This window comes from Lapillicoccus jejuensis, from assembly GCF_006715055.1.
GTDB classification, from domain to species: domain Bacteria; phylum Actinomycetota; class Actinomycetes; order Actinomycetales; family Dermatophilaceae; genus Lapillicoccus; species Lapillicoccus jejuensis.
This window is the reverse complement of sequence record NZ_VFMN01000001.1, coordinates 3,514,736-3,532,516: the sequence shown is the minus strand read 5'-3', so window position 1 is coordinate 3,532,516 and position 17,781 is coordinate 3,514,736. Positions and strand designations below refer to the sequence as shown.

Below are 17,781 nucleotides of genomic sequence, written 5' to 3'. Positions count from 1 at the left end.
GCCGGCGGACTAATTAACGTGTCGTTCAGTTTCCGGGTCGTGCCGACCCCCGACCCCGAGGAGAGCGCGGATGACCGCCGACGAGACGCCGTACGGCGAGCTGGTCGCCCGCCTCGACCTGCCGACCAAGGTGCGGCTGCTCACCGGGGCGACGATGTTCACCCTCGCCGGGGAGCCGCGGATCGGGCTGGAGCCGATGGCCTTCTCCGACGGGCCGACGGGGGTGCGCGGGCTGACGTTCACCGGCGGCGAGGCCGTCGCGCTCTTCCCCAACGCGACGCTGCTGGCGTCGGCGTGGGACGAGGACGCGGCGCAGGAGGTCGGCGGCATCGTCGCCGACGAGGCGCTGCGCCAGCACATCCACGTCGTCCTCGGCCCCACCGTCAACCTGCACCGCAGCCCGCTCGGCGGCCGGCTCTTCGAGGCGTACTCCGAGGACCCGCTGCTCACCGGGCGGATCGCCGCCGGCTACGTGCGCGGGCTGCAGGCCCGCGGCGTCGGCGCCTGCCCCAAGCACCTGGTCGCCAACGAGGCGGAGACGCAGCGGCACACCGTCGACGACCGGCTCGGCGAGCGGGTGCTGCGCGAGCTCTACCTGCTGCCCTTCGAGCTCGCCCACGAGGCGCACCCCTGGACGCTCATGGCGGCGTACAACCTCGTCGACGGCGTGCCGGCCACCGAGCAGCACCACGTCGTCGAGGACGTCGTCAAGGGCGAGTGGGGCTGGGACGGCCTGCTCATGAGCGACTGGTTCGCCACGACGAGCACCGCCGCGTCGGCCAACGGCGGTCTCGACCTCGTCATGCCCGGTCCCGACGGGCCCTGGGGCGACGCGCTCGTCGCCGCCGTCGAGGCGGGCGAGGTCGGCGAGGAGGTCGTCGACGAGCACCTCGTCCGGCTGCTGAGGCTGGCCGACCGGGTCGGCGCGCTGGGCACCCCGCGCACCTGGCCGAGCGACGTCGAGCAGCCCGACTCCCCCGTCCGCCGCGAGCAGCTGACCCGGCTCGCCGCCGCCGGGATGACCGTGCTGACCAACGACGGCACCCTCCCGCTCGCGGAGGGTGCGACCGTCGCCCTCGTCGGGCGCCCGGCCCTCGACACCGTGACGATGGGCGGCGGCTCGGCGCAGGTCAACCCGCCGTACTCCGTCGACATCGCCGACGGCCTGTCCGCCGTGCTCGGCGACCGGCTCACCGTCGTCGACGGCGTCCCCGTCCGCGCCCGCGCGGTCCCCGCGAGCCGGGACGTCACCCACCCGGGAACCGGCGAGCCCGGCGTCCAGGTCGTCGTCGAGGACTCCTACGGCCGCGTGCTCGACGACCGCCACCTGCCGGTCGCGCAGCTCATGGTCGGGTTCGACGACGACTACGGCGACGACGTGGCGCTCGTCCGCTTCCGCGCCCGCACGTCGCTGACCGGCGACGTCGTCGTGGGGGCCCTCGGCCTGGGGCGCTGGGAGGTCACCGCCGGCGGCACGACGACGACCGACGAGCTGGCCGCGCTCGGCGACGACCCGGGCGAGGGCGTGCTCAACGCGCCGACGACCACCACGACGGTGACCCTGCCCGAGGGCGGCGCGCTCGTCGAGGCGGTCTCCCGGCCGCCGTCCGGATCGGTCGGTGTCTCCGGCGCCCGGCTGCTCGGCCTCGTGCTCGAGCCCGCCCCGCGCTCGAGCGACGAGGTCCTCGCCGAGGCGGCCCGCGCCGCCGCCGCGGCCGACGTCGCGGTGGTGGTCGTCGGGCTGACGCCCGAGCAGGAGACCGAGGCGATGGACAAGACCACGCTGGCGCTGCCCGGGGAGCAGGACGCGATGGTGCGCGCGGTCGCCGCCGCGGCGCGCCGTACGGTCGTCGTCGTCAACGCCGCGACCCCGGTGCTCATGCCGTGGCAGGGCGACGTCGACGCCGTCCTCGTCGCCGGGCTGCCGGGCCAGGAGGGCGGGCACGCCGTCGCGGCCGTGCTCACCGGCGCGCAGGAGCCCACCGGGCGGCTCGTCACGTCGTACCCCGCCGCCGACGGCGCCAGCCCGGCCTGGTCGGTCACCCCGGTCGACGGGGTGCTGGAGTACACCGAGGGCACCTTCGTCGGCTACCGCGGGTACGACGCCGGCCGGGCGCCGGCGCCGCTGTTCTGGTTCGGCCACGGCCTCGGCTACGCGACCTGGGCGTACGGCGCCGCCTCGGCCCGCCGGGAGGGGGCCGACGGCGGGTGGCGGGTCTCCGTCGAGGTGACCAACACCGGCGGGCGCCGCTCGCGCGAGGTCGTCCAGGCCTACCTGCGCCCCGCCGAGGCGGACCAGCCGGTGCGGCTCGTCGGGTGGACGGCCGTCGTGCTCGACCCCGGCGCGTCGGCGCGGGTCGAGGTCGCCTGCGACGAGCGGCTGTGGCGCCGGTGGGACGAGGCGGCGGGCCGGTGGGCGCGGCTGGCCGACGGCGGCGAGCTGCTGCTGGCCCGCGGCCTCGGGGACGTCCGGGCGCGCATCGCGCTCGGGTGAGTCGGCCGGCACGTCGATGACGGCCGACGGCAGGACGGGGCGCGGCCCCGGACGGCCTCGCGGGTCCCGCTCGGGGGCGACCCGCGAGGCCGTCGTCCGTGCTGCGTTCGCGGCCTTCGCCGAGGGCGGCTTCCGCGGCACGTCGGTGGCGCAGGTCGGCGAGCGGGTCGGCCTCAGCGCCGCCGGGGTGCTGCACCACGTCGGCTCCAAGGAGGCGCTGCTCGCCGAGGTGCTGCGGCTGCGCGGCCGCGAGGACGCGGCGGTCGCCGCCGCGGACGAGGCGGTGGGCTTCGCCGTCCTCGACCGGCTCGAGCACGTCGTGGCCCTCAACACGACCCGGCCGGGGCTGATCCGGCTCTACGTCACGCTGTCGGCCGAGGCGGTCGACCCCGAGCACCCCGCGCACGACTGGCTGCTCGAGCACCTCGAGGCGGTGCGCGAGGCGGTGTCCGGGGCGCTGCGCCGGGGGGTCGCCGCCGGGACGGTGCGTCCCGGCACGCCGGTCGACACGGTCGCGCAGCTCGTCGTCGCCGTCCTCGACGGGCTGCAGGTGCAGTGGGTGGCCGACCCCGGGTCGATCGACATGGTGCGGGCCGCGCGGACCGCGTTCGCGGCGCTGCGGGCGCCGTACGAGCTCAGCTGACGGACGCCTCGGCGGCCCGGCGCAGCAGCAGCCGGGCCAGGGCCCCGGTCTCCCCCAACGTCCCCGGCGCGACGTCGACGTCGAGGGCGCGGGCCTGCTCGACCATCCGGTCGCGCAGGATCCCGTCGGCGACCATGTAGGTCACCGCGACGACCCCGCGCACCCCGGCGGTGGCCCGCAGCCGCCGTACGGCGTCCTCGAGCGGCTCTCCGCCGCTGAGGGCGGCGGCGACCCAGGGGCCCCACCCGCGGGCCGTGCGCTCGGCGGCCGCGTCCCCGGCGGCCGTGATCGCGTCGCGGGCCGAGGACCCGCCGAGGACGAGCACGACGGCGGTGCCCGGGTCGGGCGTCGTGCCCCCGCGGGCGAGCAGCTCCTCGCAGGCGTCGAGCAGCAGCGGGTCGGGGCCGAGGGCGGCGGCGACGGCCCACCCGGCGCCGGTCGTCGAGGCGAGGGTCCGGGCGGCCTCGGGGACGTCGTCGCGCACGTGGGTGGCCGCGGTGAGCAGCAGCGGCGCGAGGACCCCGCCCGTGCCGGCGGGCAGCGCGGTGGCGACGTCGTCGACGGACGGGCCGTGGTGGTCGAGGTAGGCCAGGTGCACCGGCCGGTCCCCCGTCAGCGCGCGGACCCGGTCCGCGACCGCCTCGGCCCCCGCGGCGTGCCGCGGGTCGGGCGAGCCGTGCGCGAGGAGCACCAGCGGCGTCGGGTCGTCACCCGTCGTCGTCGTCACGGGGTGGGGCGGTGCAGGTCGCCGAGCTGGCCGCGCAGGGCGACGACGTCGCCGACGACGACGACGGCGGGGGCGCGCACCCCCTCCTCCTCGGCGACGACCGCCGCCTTCTCCAGCGTCGTCACGGTCGTGCGCTGGTCGGCGGTCCAGCCGGACTCGACGAGCGCGACGGGGGTCGACGCCGGGCGGCCGGCGGCCATGAGCGACTCGGCCGTCTCCCGCAACGCGCTGACGCCCATGAGCAGCACGAGGGTCGAGGTGACCGGGGCGTCGCGCAGGGCGGTGAGGGCCTCGTTCGCCCCCTCGTGCGCGGACGCGACGACGAACGACGCCGTGATCCCCCGGTGGGTGACCGGGATCCCCGCGGCCGCCGGGACCGACACGGCCGACGTCACGCCGGGGACGACCTCGACGGGCACGCCGTGCTCGGCGCAGAAGAGCGCCTCCTCGCCGCCGCGGCCCAGCACGAACGGGTCGCCGCCCTTGAGCCGGACGACGTCCTTGCCGGCGAGGGCGTGCTCGACGAGGAGCGCGTTGATCCGGTCCTGGGGGATGGGGTGGCGCTGCGGCTGCTTGCCGACGTCGACGACCTCGACGTCCGGCCCGAGCGCGTCGAGGACGGCCCGCGGGCCGAGCCGGTCGGTGACGACGACGTCGGCGGCGGCGAGCAGCGCCCGGCCGCGGACGGTGAGCAGTCCGGGGTCGCCGGGCCCGCCGCCGACGAGCGCGACGCGGCCGACCCGGGCCGGTTCCCCGGGGTCGACCGCGGGGCGGCGCACCCGCCGCACGGGCAGCGTGCCGGACTGCAGCCCGGCGAGGACGGCGTCGCGGACGGCCGCCGACCGGCGCGGGTCCGCCCCGCCGACCCGGTCGCCGGAGACGGCGACGACGAGCCCGTCGGCCGGGGTACCGGCGGTGCCGCGGGCGACCGCGGGGGTCCACGCGGTCGAGGCGGACGCGTCGTCGGCGCGGGTGCACCACACCGCCTCGGTCTCGCAGGCCGCGGCGACGACCGCGTCGGCCGCCCTCCCGGTGGCCGTGTGCACGAGCCAGGCCCGGGCGGGGGTGGTGAGGTCGGCGGCGTCGTACGGGCGCTGGTGCCAGGTGAGCAGCCCGGCGGCGGCGGCCTCGCGGACCGCCGGATCGGCGGTGGGCGCGACGACGTCGACCCGGGCGCCGGCGGCGACGAGCGCGAGGGCTCGCCGGGCACCGACCGGACCGGCGCCGACGACGAGGACCCGGCGCCCGGCGACGTCGAGGGTGAGCGGGTAGCCGGTGGTCACGCTCAGGTGTGCAGCCCGCACTCGGTCTTGGCGCTGCCGGCCCAGCGACCGGCGCGCTCGTCCTCACCGGGCTTGATCGCCCGGGTGCACGGCCCGCAGCCGATGGAGGCGTAGCCCTCGTGCTTGAGCGGGTTCTCGAACACGCCCTCCTCGGCGACGAACCGCTCGACGTCGTCGTGGGTCCAGGTCGCGAGCGGGTTGAGCTTGACCATCTCGCGCTTGGCGTCCCAGCCCACGACCGGGGTGTCCGCGCGCGACGGCGACTCGTCGCGGCGCAGCCCGCTCACCCACGCCTGGCGGCCGCGCAGCGCCCGCTGCAGCGGCTCGACCTTGCGCAGCGCGCAGCACAGGTCGGGGTCGCGGTCGTGCAGCCGCGGGCCGTACTCGACGTCCTGCTGCTTGACGCTGAGCAGTGGCAGGACGGTGCGCACGCGGATGGGCAGCATGACGTCGTACGCGTCGCGGGTGCCGATGGTCTCGGCGAAGTGGTAGCCGGTGTCGAGGAAGAAGACGTCGCAGCCGGGGATCGTCGTGCCGGCCAGGTGCACCATGACGGTGTCGCCCATCGAGCTGGCGACGGTGAGCGCCTCACCGAAGGTCTCGTGGGCCCAGCGCAGCGCTCGGCGCGCCATCTCGACGCGCTCCTCGTACGTCGCCGGCTCGCGGCCGGGGCCGAGGTCGCCGACCACGCGGCTGCCCTCCTCGACGAGGTCGCGCAGGGTCTCGGCGCGAGTCGCCTCGCCGGTGCGGGGGACGGTGACGGTCATCGCAGCTCCTCCTCGGGGACACGGCGGGCCCAGAGCGCGAACGACTCGCCCTCGTCGCGCTGGTCCAGGTAGCGGGTGGCCAGGCGCTCGACGTAGTCGGGCAGCTCGGCCGAGGTGACCCGCAGCTGGCGGGTCTTGCGGGCCAGCTGGGCGTCGACGCCGATGGCGCCGCCGACGTGGACCTGGAAGCCCTCGACGTCGTGGCCCTGCTCGTCGCTCATGACGATGCCCTTGAGGCCGACGTCGGCGACCTGGAAGCGGGCGCAGCTGTTGGGGCAGCCGTTGACGTGCAGCGTGAACGGCGCGTCGAAGCCGGGCAGCCGGCGCTCGAGCTCCTCGACCGTACGACGCGCGGTGGCCTTGGTCTCGACGATGGCCAGCTTGCAGAACTCGATGCCCGTGCAGGCGAGTACGCCGCGGCGGAACTCGCTCGGGTCGGCCGACAGGCCGATCTCGGCGAGGCCGGCGACGAGCTGGTCGACCGACGCCGGGTCGACGTCGAGGACGAGCAGCTTCTGCTGGGCGGTGAGCCGGACCCGACCCGAGCCGTGCTCGGTGGCGAGGTCGGCCAGGCGCCCGAGGACCGTGCCGCTGACCCGGCCGGCGACGGGCGCGACGCCGACCCAGACCCGGCCGTCCTTCTGCTTGTGCACTCCGACGTGGTCGCGGCGGCGGTCGGCGGGGTGCGCCGGCGGCGGGCCGTCGACCAGCGGGCGGCCGAGGTACTCCTCCTCGAGGACGCGGCGGAACCTCTCCGGGCCCCAGTCGGCGAGGAGGAACTTGAGGCGGGCCTTGTTCCGCAGCCGGCGGTAGCCGTGGTCGCGGAAGATCGAGACGACGCCCTTCCAGACCTCGGGCACCTCCTCGAGCGGCACCCAGGCACCGAGGCGCTGGGCGAAGATCGGGTTGGTCGACAGGCCGCCGCCGACCCAGACGTCGAAGCCGGGGCCGTGCTCGGGGTGGACGACGCCGACGAAGGAGATGTCGTTGGCCTCGTGCGCGATGTCGAGCGAGGGGTGGCCGGAGATGGCCGTCTTGAACTTGCGCGGCAGGTTGGAGAACTCGGGGTCGCCGATCCAGCGGTCGCGGATCGCCTCGAGGGCCGGGGTGCCGTCGATGATCTCGTCGGCGGCGATCCCGGCGACCGGCGAGCCGAGGATGACGCGCGGGGTGTCACCGCAGGCCTCGGTCGTCATGAGCCGGACGGCCTCGAGCCGCTCCCAGATCTCGGGGACGTCCTCGACGCGGATCCAGTGCAGCTGGATGTTCTGCCGGTCGGTGACGTCGGCGGTGTCGCGCGCGAACTGCGTGCTGACCTCGGCGATGGTGCGCAGCTGCTCGCCGGAGAGCTGGCCGCCGTCGGAGCGGATCCGGAGCATGAAGTACTCGTCGTCGAGCTCGGACGGGTCGAGCGCGGCGGTGCGGCCGCCGTCGATCCCGGGCTTGCGCTGGGTGTAGAGCCCCCACCAGCGCATGCGCCCCCGCAGGTCCTCGTCGGTGATCGAGGTGAAGCCGTCGCGGCTGTACTCCTCGATGATCCGCTGGCGGACGTTGAGGCCGTCGTCCTCCTGCTTGAACGCCTCGTTGGCGTTGAGCGGGGTGCGGTCGCCGTCGGCCCACGCACCGGTGGGCTGCGGCGCGCGGGTGCGCGTGCGGGGAGGGGAGGCCGTCACCGTGTCAGTGTGCGGCTGGGAGGGACCGTCTGTCATAACGGTCCATTATCCGAAACAGTGTGTCGCGTTATGCACGGGGGTCGACGACGGTGGCGGGCGGGGCGGTGGTGTGGTGGGGCGCCCTGCCGTGGTGCGAGGGGGCTAGCGACGCAGGTCGACGACCGTCATCCCCGGCCCCTGCGCCGGCGCGCTCATCGCGACGAGCGCGTCCGGGGCGTCCGCGAGCGGGACGACCCGACCGACGAGCAGCCCCGGGTCGAGCCGGCCGGCCGCGACGCGGCGCAGCATCCCCGGGTAGTCGGCCGCCGCCATCCCGTGCGAGCCGTGCACCGACAGCTCGTGCGCGACGACCCGGTCCATCGGCAGCGGCGGGGTCGCGTCGGCGCCGAAGAGCAGCCCGACCTGGACGTGCCGGCCGCGGCGGCGCAGCGAGCGGACCGAGGCGGTGGCCGTCGCGGCCGAGCCGACGGCGTCGACCCCGACGTGCGCTCCCCCGCCGGTCACCTCGGTGACGACCTGCGCGACGTCGCCGGCGGCCGGGTCGACGGCCTGCTCGGCGCCGAGCTCGAGGGCCCGCTCGCGGGCGGCGGGCGACGGGTCGACGACGACGGTGCGGGCGCCCAGCGCCCGCGCGACGAGCACCGCGGCCAGACCGACGCCACCGGCGCCGTGCACCGCCAGCCACTGCCCCTCGCCCAGCCCGCCGTGCGCGGTCAGGGCCCGGTACGACGTCGCGAACCGGCACCCCAGCGACGCGGCGGTGACCGCGTCGAGGTCGTCCGGCAGCGCCACGAGGTTGGTGTCGGCCGCGTGCAGGACCACGCGGTCGGCGTACGAGCCCCAGTGGGTGAACCCGGGCTGGGTCTGGTCGGGGCAGACCTGCGCGTCGCCGGCGCGACAGTAGGCGCACACGCCGCACCCGCAGACGAAGGGGACGGTGACCCGGTCCCCGACCCGCCAGCCGGTCACGCCCGAGCCGACCTCGGCGACCGTGCCGGCCAGCTCGTGGCCGGGTACGTGCGGCAGCGCCACCGGGTCGTGCCCCGTCCAGGCGTGCCAGTCCGAGCGGCACACCCCGGTCGCCTCGACCGCGACGACGACGCCGCCGTCGGGCGCGGACGGGTCGGGGACGTCGGTGAGGCGGGGCGGGGCGCCGTACGCCTCGACGAGGACCGCTCGCACGGCGACGCCCTCAGGCCAGCGACACGAGGTCGCGGTAGTCGGGGCCCCACAGGTCCTCGACGCCGTCGGGCAGCAGGAGGATCTTCTCCGGCTCGAGGGCCTCGACGGCCCCCTCGTCGTGGGTGACGAGGACCACGGCGCCCTTGTAGGTGCGCAGCGCGCCGAGGATCTCCTCGCGCGAGGCGGGGTCGAGGTTGTTGGTCGGCTCGTCGAGCAGCAGGACGTTGGCCGCCGAGACGACGAGCATGGCCAGCGAGAGGCGGGTCTTCTCCCCGCCGGACAGCACCTGGGCCGGCTTGTGCACGTCGTCGCCGGAGAAGAGGAAGGAGCCGAGCACCTTGCGCACCTCGGTCTCACCGAGGTCGGGCGCGGCGCTCTTCATGTTCTCCAGCACGGTGCGGCCGACGTCGAGGTTCTCGTGCTCCTGCGCGTAGTAGCCGAGCTTGAGGCCGTGGCCGGGCTCGACCTGGCCGGTGTCGGGGGTGTCGACCCCGGCGAGCATCCGCAGCAGCGTCGTCTTGCCCGCGCCGTTGAGGCCGAGGACGACGACCCGCGAGCCGCGGTCGATGGCCAGGTCGACGTCGGTGAAGACCTCGAGCGAGCCGTAAGATCGCGAGAGGCCGCTGGCCCGCAGGGGCGTGCGGCCGCAGGAGGCCGGGTCGGGGAAGCGCAGCTTGGCGACCTTGTCCTGCGCGCGCTCCTCCTCCAGACCGGACAGGAGCCGCTCGGCGCGCCGGGCCATGTTCTGCGCCGCGACGGTCTTCGTGGCCTTGGCGCGCATCTTGTCGGCCTGGGCCATGAGGGCGCCGGCCTTCTTCTCGGCGTTGGCGCGCTCGCGCTTGCGGCGCCGCTCGTCGGTCTCGCGCTGGGCCAGGTAGGACTTCCAGCCGACGTTGTACAGGTCGAGCTGGGCGCGGTTGGCGTCGAGGTGGAAGACCCGGTTGACGACGGTGTCGAGCATCTCGACGTCGTGGCTGATGATGACCAGCCCGCCCTTGTAGGCCTTGAGGTACTCGCGCAGCCAGACGATCGAGTCCGCGTCGAGGTGGTTCGTCGGCTCGTCGAGCAGCAGGGTCTGCGCGCCGGAGAAGAGGATCCGCGACAGCTCGACGCGGCGCCGCTGGCCACCGGAGAGGGTGTGCAGCGGCTGGGCGAGGATCCGCTCCTCGAGGCCGAGAGCGGAGGCGATGCTCGCGGCCTCGGACTCGGCGGCGTACCCGCCGCGCGAGGTGAACTCGTCGTCGAGGCGGGCGTATGTGCGCATCGCCCTGGCGGCGACGGCCTCGTCCTCGCTGGCCATCCGCTTCTCGGTGTCGCGCAGCTCGCGGATGACGGTGTCGAGACCGCGGGCGGACAGGATCCGGTCGCGCGCGAGGACGTCGAGGTCGCCGGTGCGCGGGTCCTGCGGGAGGTAGCCGACCTCACCGGAGGAGGTGACGGTGCCCGCGGCGGGCTGGCCGTCCCCGGCGAGGACCTTGGTCAGGGTCGTCTTGCCGGCGCCGTTGCGGCCGACCAGCCCGACCCGGTCCCCCTCGGCGACGCGGAAGGTCGCGCCGTCCACGAGGAGCCGGGCTCCGGCTCGCAGCTCGATGCCGGCGGCGACGATCACAGCGGGTCCTTCTCGGGGTCGTGGGTGGTGCTCGGTGGACGGGGAGTCACGCCGTCACGGCCGCTGCTCCCCACCCATGGTGCCGCAGCCGGGGTCGTCCCTCCGAATCGGCGACGTCGGCCGGCGGCGACCGTCGAGGAACGCAGGCGGATCCGGGCCGGGCGGCGCCGTACGGCGAAGATGTCGGAGAAACGCGAGCCGAACCGGGCTGCGCGACGTCGGACGCCGAAGATCGTCGAGGAACGCGAGCGCTACTCGCGCTCGGGAGCCGGGTCGGTCGACGGCGCCTCGTCGGCGGCCGCCTCACCGCCCGTACGGCGTCGCAGCGCGTCCTGGAGCGAGGACACGACGTCCTCCTGCGGGGAGGCGGCCTCCTGGTTGCGGCGGCCGAGCTCCTCGAGCAGCTCGCTGCGGTGCACCTTGACCGAGCGGGGGGCGTCGATGCCGATCCGCACCCCGTCGCTGCGCACCTCGAGCACCGTGACGACCACGCCCCCGTCGATGGTGACGCTCTCGCCCACGCGGCGGCTCAGTACCAGCATGACGGCAAACTACCCGTCCCGGCCCGGCCGCGCGCCGAGGGTCCGCGTCGTGGCGCGCCTCAGGCCGCGCCGAGCGCCACCAGCGGCTGCGCGACGGCGTAGTCCTGGCCCTCGAGGATGACCTGCTGGGCCCGGCGGGTGCGGACGTTGACCACGAGCGGCGCGAGCAGGTTGGCCGTGCTCGTCTCCAGCGACCGCCCGGCGGTGAGGACGACGAGCAGCAGCGCGTCCTGCGGGGAGTCGACGCCGAGCTCGGCGGCGACCTCGTCGCTGACGACCGGGGCGTAGTCCGGGAAGAAGGGCGCCGGCGGGGTGACCAGGAAGCGCAGCCCCGGGTCGTCGACCGAGCGGAGCGCGCACAGCACGCCGTCCTCGTCGAGCTGGACGAGCGCGAAGCGCCGCCGGTCGTCGAACCCGGGCATCGGGCGGGTCAGCTCGATGAGCGGGATGTCGCTCTGCTGGGGCGCGGGGGACACAGGGGCCTCCGGGTGGGCGGGCGCGGTCGGGTCCGGGGTGCGGACGGCCGTCGTCGTCATCATCGCAGGAACTCCATGAGGCTCGGTTGAAGGGCCTTGCTCGCGGCGCCGAGGGCCGCCTGGTAGGCCACGGTCTGCAGCTGCAGGTCCATGGCCGCCTTCGGCAGGTCGGTGTTCTCGATGTCCTGCAGGGAGGACGTGAGCGAGGTCTGGCGGGTCTGGGCGGCCGAGACGGCCGAGGTGATCTGGTTCGTCGTGCTGCCGACGAGGGCGTGCGCGTCGGTGACGCGCTGGAAGTCGGCCTGGACCGCGGTGAGCGCGGCCTGCATCCCCGCCACGTCACCGCTGCTCACGGCGGCGGCAGCGGCGTCGAGGTGGTCGAAGACGGAGCCGGCGCCGGAGCCGAGGACGCTCGGCCCGTCGACGTCGACCCGCACCGTCATCCCGTCCGCGACGGTCCGGTTGACCGCGCCGGGCGTGCCGACGTAGGTGCCGGTGGCGTCGTACGCCTTCGTGCCGCCGGTGACCCCGCCGAAGATCGGCCGGCCGAGGTACGTCGTGTTCGCGTCACCGAGGATCCCGGTGCGCAGCGACTGGAGCTGGGAGGACAGGGCGTCGCGCGCGCTCTGCGTCATCGCGCCGTTGACGCCCTGGGTGATGAGGTCCTGCGCGTGCAGCAGCTGGTCGCCGACCGAGCCGAGCGCGGTGTCGGCCTGGTCGAGCCAGCCCGTCCCGTCCTGGGCGTTGCGGGCGTACTGCGTCGTGGCGGCCAGCGACTGCCGCAGCCGCATGGCCGTGTCGGTGCCGCTCGGGTCGTCGCTGGGCCGGTTGAGCGCGCGGCCGCTGGAGAGCTGCTCCTGCGTGCGCGCGACGGTGGCCAGGCTGTTCTGCAGGCCGGCGAGCGAGCTGGTCACCATCATCCGCTGGGTGACCCGGTTGATGGTCATCAGACCCCCATCCGGTTGATGATCGTGTCGAGCACCGAGTCGAGGGTGCTCATGACCTTGGCCGCGGCCTCGTACGTGCGCTGGCTCTGCAGCATGGTCACGGTCTCCTCGTCGACGTTGACGCCCGCCTGCTGCTCGCGGCTGGCGTCGAACTGGGTCGTGAGGACCTGCTGGTTGGAGGCCGCCCGCTGGGCCGCCTGCACCTGGTTGCCGAGGCCGGTGACCAGCTCGCGGTACGACGACTCGACGGAGGTCGGCGCGGCCATGGCCGTCGCGTTGGAGCCGTCCAGTCCCCCACCGGGGATCGACGAGGCGGCGAGCTTCGTCGGGTCGGAGAGGGCGACGGTGAGCGAGCCGGACGGGTTCGCCGGGTCGTAGGCGAAGAGCGGCGTCCCGGCGGCACCGGCGGCGTCGTACCCGGCCTGCTGCTGGGCGTTGACGCTGTCGGCGAGGTTCTTCGCGACGGCGTCGAGGCCGGCGCGGTAGGTCGGGATGGCGACGTTGAGCAGCTGCGTGCTGCCGCCGGACTGGCCGCCGAGGGGGCTGGTCGTGGCCACCGGCGCGCCGGCGGGGGCGGTGACGGCGAAGGTGACCGGGGCCCCGGTCGGGGTGCCGTCGGCGGCGAGGCCGGAGGCGACCGACAGGGTCGAGGCCACCGGGCCGGAGACGAGGGACACGCCGCCGACGGCGACGTCGGCGCTGCCGTCCGGGCGCAGGCTCGTCGTCCCACCGGTCAGCTCGGAGAGGCGCAGCGTCAGCGTGTCCCGGGTGTCCAGCAGGCTGCTGACGTCGGCTCCCGCGAGCGTGCCGGCGGAGATGGCCTTGTTCGTGTCGGCGAGGCTCGCGGCGACCGTGTTGGTCTCCTTGACCTGGGCGGCGAGCTGCTGGCCGACGGTCAGGGCGGTCGCGTCGAGGTGGCTGCTCTGGCTCGAGACCGCGGCGGCGAGGATCCTCGCCTTGCCGAGCAGGTTGGACCGGGCGGCCGAGCTCGGGCCGGGGTCGTTGGCCAGGTCGTGCATCGCGGCGCGGAAGTCGCCGAGCGCGGCGGCGACGCCGCTCGGGCCGGGCTCGTTGATCGAGGACTCGAGCTGCTCGAGGCCCGTCTGCTGGACGTCGAGGGAGCCCTGGTTGCCGTGCTCGGTACGCACGCGGGCGTCGAGCAGCGCGTCGGACATCCGGGTGACGCCGGCGACGGTGACCCCGTCTCCGTGACCGTCGTAGCGCGACCACATGGCCGGCACCGACGGGGCGGCGAGCGCGCCCGCCTCGACCCGACGGCGGGTGTAGCCGGCCGTCGTCGAGTTGGCGATGTTGCTGCTGGCGACGTCGAGCGACACCTGGGCGTAGCGCAGGGCGCTCGCGGCGGTGTTGAAGGTGGCGAAGGTGCCGGTCATCTCACAGGCTCCGGTCCACGAGGCGGCTGGCGCTGGGGGCGGCGACGAGGGTGCCGTCGCGGCCGTAGCCCTGGACCGTCTCCTCGTCGACGGCGAGCAGCGCCTCGCGGGCCCAGCGCAGGCCCGAGGAGAGCAGGGTGCGGTTGTCGTCGGCGACGAGCGAGATCTCGCGGCTGAGCGCGACGAAGGCGTCGCGGTGGTCGACGAGGATCGAGTGCCAGGGCTCCTCGACCGAGTCGGCGAGCGCGCGCAGGCTCGGGCTGGGGGGCATGCCCAGCTCGGCCGCGGCCTCCTCGGCCACGACGGAGCGCAGGATCTCGGTCTCGCGCAGGCGCAGCAGGTCGCGCTCGACGTCGTCGCTGGCGCGGGCCAGCCACGGCGTCCGGCCGGCGCCGAGGACGAGTCGCTCCACCTCGAGGTGGTAGAGCAACGTGTCCAGGAGCTCGCGCTCGCGCCACAGGACCTGTGACAGCTTCTCCACGGTGGACCCCTTTCCGCTACGTGATCAGCTACGTGATCAGGTGGTGTCACGTGGTTGCTCCGGTCATCGGCCCGGGGCCGCGGGGTCTGAGCGAATGGTGAGGACGGATTCGCGGCCCGGCGGATCGTCCGTTCGGGGGACAGGCACCTGGTGAACAGTCCGCAAAGAACCCAAAAGGGACCTGATGGGACGAATACCCTTTCTGTCCGATTAGTTCGTCCTGCACCGTATGGGACATGCCCGCTGCGACCCTCCCCCTCCTCGCTACGGCAGGCCACCCCCACGTCCTCCAGGCCCACCGCACGGACGTCACCGGCGCTGCCCCCACCCGTGACCAGCTCGTCACCGACCACCTCCCCCTGGTCGGTCACATCGTCCGCGAGACGATGAGCCGCCTGCCCCAGCACGTCCAGCGCGACGACCTCACGTCGGCCGGGATGCTCGCCCTCGTCCAGGCCGCCCAGGCCTTCGACGCCCAGCGCGGGGTGCCGTTCGCGGCCTACGCCGCCACCCGCATCCGCGGCGCCGTGCTCGACGAGCTGCGCCGCGTCGACTGGGCCTCCCGCGCCGTGCGCCGCACCGCCCGCGACCTCGACGAGACCCGCGCCCGCCTGGCGCCGGCCCTCGGGCGCGTGCCCACCACCGCCGAGGTCGCCGCCGCGCTCGGCGTCGCGGTCGAGGACGTCGTGCGCAACCAGGACGACGTCGCCCGCGCCAGCGTCCTGTCCATCGAGGGCACGGAGGACATCGAGGGCCGCGTCGGCCCCGCCCGCACCCCGAACCCCGCCGAGGTCGTCGAGCACGAGGAGCTGCTCACCTACCTCATGGAGGCCGTCGCCGAGCTGCCCGAGCGCCTGCGCGCGGTCGTCACCGGCTACTTCGTCGAGGAGCGGCCGATGGCCGAGCTCGCCCTCGAGCTGGGCGTCACCGAGTCGCGCATCTCGCAGATGCGCGCCGAGGCCCTCGTCCTCCTGCGCGGCGTCCTGCACCGCGAGCTCGACCCCGAGCTCGAGCAGGCGCCCGCCCGCCCCCAGGGCTGCGTCGCCCGGCGTCGCGAGGCGTACTACGCCGCCGTCGCCACCCGGCACGCCCTCGGGGTCCGGCGCCTCGCCGGCTCCGACCTCGACGCGACGGCCTGACGCCACCGCGAGGAACCCGCAGAAAAAACTCCACAGAACTCCTCGGATCCGACCACCCCCGGCCGATCTGAGTCGGTGAAGCCCACGGACGGGCTTCGCACCACCCCATCCAGGAAGGAACCCCTCCCCATGTCTCTCCGCATCAACTCCAACATCGACGCCCTCAACGCGTACCGCAACCTCTCGACCACGCAGAACTCCCTCTCGGGTTCGCTCGAGAAGCTGTCGAGCGGCTTCCGGATCAACAAGGCCGCCGACGACGCCGCCGGCCTCGCGATCTCCCAGGGTCTGCAGCAGCAGATCGGCGGCCTGCAGGTCGGCGTCCGCAACGCCCAGGACGGCATCTCGGTCGCGCAGACCGCGGACGGCGCCCTGACCGAGGTCCAGTCCATGCTCCAGCGCATGTCGGACCTGTCCGTGCAGTACAACAACGGCACGCAGGACGCGACCTCCCAGGCCGCCCTGACCGCCGAGTTCACCAAGCTCCAGACGGAGATCGGGACCACCACCACGGCCGCGAACTTCAACGGCGTCCAGCTCTTCACGGGCAACGCGCTGTCGTTCCAGGTCGGCTCGGGCTCGACCGACACGCTGTCGATCTCGACGACCGCCCTCGCGCAGGTCGACGTCTCCGCGCTCGACATCACCTCGACGACCGCCAGCACCGACGTCAAGGCCGCGATCGACACCATCTCCGCCCAGCGCGCCGAGATCGGTGCCACGCAGAACCTGTTCCAGCACCGCATCAACAGCACCAACGTCGCGATCACCAACCTGACCGCGTCGAAGTCCCAGCTCACCGACACCGACATGGCGGCCGAGATGGTCAACTTCACCCGCAGCAACATCCTGTCCCAGGCCGGCACCTCGATGCTCGCCCAGGCGAACCAGGTCTCGCAGGGCGTCCTCAAGCTGCTCGGCTGAGACCTCGCAGGCCACGCGTGAGGAGGGCCGGCCCACCACCCGGTGAGCCGGCCCTCCCCCACCGAGGACGTCGAGCCCCCGTCACCCGCCCGCACCGCGGCTGACGGCTGATTGGAGACAGTGATGAGCACTATCAGCAGCACGGGAAGCACCAGCAGCATCAGTGGGCTGGCCAGTGGCCTGGACACCGCGTCCATCATCAGCCAGCTCATGCAGCTGGAGGCCATTCCCCAGAACCGACTGAAGGCCCAGCTGTCGTCCGAGCAGACGGCGCTCACGTCCCTGCAGTCGCTCAACGCCAAGGTCGCGTCGTTCGCGATCCAGGCGAAGGCGGCTGCCACGGCTGCGAGCTGGGCCCCCACCCAGGTGACCTCGTCCCTGGCCGGTGTCGCGGTCAGTGCCACGGGCACGGGCGGCGCGAGCCTCGACCTGCACGTCCAGCAGGTCGCGAGCGCCGCCCGTGTCTCGTTCGGCACCACGGTCCGCTCCTCCGACGTCGTCGTCACGACGGGCGTCCCCGCCCAGCTGACCGTCGGCGGGACCACCAGCACCCTCACCACCGGCGACGGCACGATCGGCTCGATCGCCGCCGCCATCAACAACGGCGGGTACGGCGTCACCGCGACGACGATCACCCAGGCCGACGGCACCCAGCGGCTGCTCATCCAGTCGAGCACGACCGGCGCCCAGGCGCTGTCGCTCACCGGGGTCGACGGTCTCGGCACCGCGACGACGACCGCCGGCCAGGACGCCCAGATCGTCGTCGGCAGCGACACCCTGTCCTCGCCGACCAACACCTTCTCCGCCGTCTCGGGGCTGAGCATCACGGTCAGCGCCGCGGCGGTCGGCCAGGACGCCCACGTCGCGGTGACCAACGACCCCACCGCGGCCCGCGCCCAGGCCAAGTCGCTCGTCGACAACCTCAACGCGATCCTCGACCAGGCCGACGCCGGCACCGCCTACAACGCGGCGAGCAAGACCCAGGGCCCCCTGGGCGACGACGGTGCGGTCGGCTCGCTGCAGACCGCGCTCTTCCGCAGCGTCTTCCCCACCGACGGCACCACGTTGGCCTCGGTCGGCATCCAGACCGACCGCTACGGCCGGCTGACCTTCGACCCGGCCGCCTTCGACAAGGCCTACCAGGGCGACCCGGGCTCGGTGGCCAAGGCGCTCGGCGGGCCGACCGGCTTCGCCGCACGGATCCAGACGGTCGCCGACGCCGCGAGCAACAGCGTCTCCGGCTCCCTGACCGCGTCGGTGACCAGCCGCAACTCCGAGATCCGCCGCACCCAGGCCGGCATCGCCGACTGGGACGTGCGCCTCCAGCTCAAGCAGCAGACGCTGACGACGACGTACACGGCGCTGGAGACCGCGCTGAGCAAGCTCAACAGCCAGTCGTCCTGGCTGACCAGCCAGCTCAACTCGCTCAACGGCACCTCCTCGTCGTCCAAGTGAGCCTCCCCACCCACTCCCCCTCCCAGCAGTCACGGAAGGTGCTCC

At 74.5% G+C, this 17,781-nt stretch carries 16 protein-coding genes; 5 read left to right on the top strand and 11 right to left on the bottom strand.

Annotated elements, in window-relative coordinates; genetic code table 11:
• Positions 1-70 precede the first annotated feature (70 nt).
• Together FB458_RS16405 and FB458_RS16400 are read left to right on the top strand one after the other, a co-directional pair.
• Positions 71-2,494, top strand: a complete 2,424-nt coding sequence (locus tag FB458_RS16405; protein ID WP_141849449.1) for a beta-glucosidase family protein — start codon at positions 71-73, stop codon at positions 2,492-2,494.
• A gap of 16 nt (positions 2,495-2,510) precedes the next feature.
• Positions 2,511-3,137, top strand: a complete 627-nt coding sequence (locus FB458_RS16400; RefSeq protein WP_141849448.1) for a TetR/AcrR family transcriptional regulator — start codon at positions 2,511-2,513, stop codon at positions 3,135-3,137.
• Here the strand turns inward: FB458_RS16400 and FB458_RS16395 are convergent.
• The 11 genes from FB458_RS16395 to flgN form a co-directional block, all read right to left on the bottom strand.
• The gene (locus FB458_RS16395) at positions 3,130-3,864 is read right to left on the bottom strand and encodes a sirohydrochlorin chelatase (protein ID WP_141849447.1); all 735 of its coding nucleotides are present in this window, start codon (positions 3,862-3,864) and stop codon (positions 3,130-3,132) included. The two genes, FB458_RS16400 and FB458_RS16395, sit on opposite strands and share 8 nt — an antisense overlap.
• Entirely contained in the window at positions 3,861-5,147 is a 1,287-nt protein-coding gene (gene cobA / locus FB458_RS16390) for a uroporphyrinogen-III C-methyltransferase (RefSeq protein ID WP_211356071.1), read from the bottom strand. The genes FB458_RS16395 and cobA overlap by 4 nt, the downstream gene beginning before the upstream one ends.
• A gap of 2 nt (positions 5,148-5,149) precedes the next feature.
• The gene (locus tag FB458_RS16385; protein WP_141849445.1) at positions 5,150-5,914 is read right to left on the bottom strand and encodes a phosphoadenylyl-sulfate reductase; all 765 of its coding nucleotides are present in this window, start codon (positions 5,912-5,914) and stop codon (positions 5,150-5,152) included.
• Positions 5,911-7,623 carry a nitrite/sulfite reductase gene (locus tag FB458_RS16380; RefSeq protein ID WP_141849444.1) on the bottom strand — a complete coding sequence of 571 codons (1,713 nt, stop codon included), beginning with the start codon at positions 7,621-7,623 and terminating at the stop codon, positions 5,911-5,913. Before FB458_RS16380 ends, FB458_RS16385 begins: the two co-directional genes overlap by 4 nt.
• A 105-nt stretch (positions 7,624-7,728) precedes the next feature.
• Positions 7,729-8,769 carry a zinc-dependent alcohol dehydrogenase family protein gene (locus tag FB458_RS16375; RefSeq protein WP_141849443.1) on the bottom strand — a complete coding sequence of 347 codons (1,041 nt, stop codon included), beginning with the start codon at positions 8,767-8,769 and terminating at the stop codon, positions 7,729-7,731.
• A 10-nt stretch (positions 8,770-8,779) separates the two neighbouring features.
• Positions 8,780-10,378 carry a ribosomal protection-like ABC-F family protein gene (abc-f, locus tag FB458_RS16370; protein ID WP_141849442.1) on the bottom strand — a complete coding sequence of 533 codons (1,599 nt, stop codon included), beginning with the start codon at positions 10,376-10,378 and terminating at the stop codon, positions 8,780-8,782.
• Positions 10,379-10,629: 251 nt separating this feature from the next.
• Positions 10,630-10,920, bottom strand: coding sequence for a carbon storage regulator CsrA (gene csrA, locus FB458_RS22095; protein ID WP_141849441.1), 291 nt, complete (start codon positions 10,918-10,920; stop codon positions 10,630-10,632).
• A gap of 59 nt (positions 10,921-10,979) precedes the next feature.
• The gene (gene fliW, locus FB458_RS16360) at positions 10,980-11,459 is read right to left on the bottom strand and encodes a flagellar assembly protein FliW (protein ID WP_211356070.1); all 480 of its coding nucleotides are present in this window, start codon (positions 11,457-11,459) and stop codon (positions 10,980-10,982) included.
• Entirely contained in the window at positions 11,456-12,343 is an 888-nt protein-coding gene (gene flgL, locus FB458_RS16355) for a flagellar hook-associated protein FlgL (protein ID WP_141849440.1), read from the bottom strand. Before flgL ends, fliW begins: the two co-directional genes overlap by 4 nt.
• A complete protein-coding gene (flgK, locus tag FB458_RS16350) occupies positions 12,343-13,737 on the bottom strand; it encodes a flagellar hook-associated protein FlgK (protein ID WP_141849439.1) in 1,395 nt (464 codons plus the stop codon). Before flgK ends, flgL begins: the two co-directional genes overlap by 1 nt.
• Position 13,738: 1 nt before the next feature.
• A complete protein-coding gene (flgN, locus tag FB458_RS16345; protein ID WP_141849438.1) occupies positions 13,739-14,218 on the bottom strand; it encodes a flagellar export chaperone FlgN in 480 nt (159 codons plus the stop codon).
• A gap of 236 nt (positions 14,219-14,454) precedes the next feature.
• Between flgN and FB458_RS16340 the strand changes: the two genes are divergently transcribed.
• From FB458_RS16340 to fliD, 3 genes are all read left to right on the top strand, one after another.
• Positions 14,455-15,357 (top strand): sigma-70 family RNA polymerase sigma factor, encoded by a 903-nt coding sequence (locus FB458_RS16340; protein ID WP_141849437.1) that lies wholly within the window; start codon positions 14,455-14,457, stop codon positions 15,355-15,357.
• Positions 15,358-15,486: 129 nt separating this feature from the next.
• Positions 15,487-16,281 (top strand): flagellin N-terminal helical domain-containing protein, encoded by a 795-nt coding sequence (locus tag FB458_RS16335; RefSeq protein WP_141849436.1) that lies wholly within the window; start codon positions 15,487-15,489, stop codon positions 16,279-16,281.
• A 123-nt stretch (positions 16,282-16,404) separates the two neighbouring features.
• Positions 16,405-17,736, top strand: a complete 1,332-nt coding sequence (gene fliD / locus FB458_RS16330) for a flagellar filament capping protein FliD (RefSeq protein WP_141849435.1) — start codon at positions 16,405-16,407, stop codon at positions 17,734-17,736.
• Positions 17,737-17,781 lie beyond the last annotated feature (45 nt).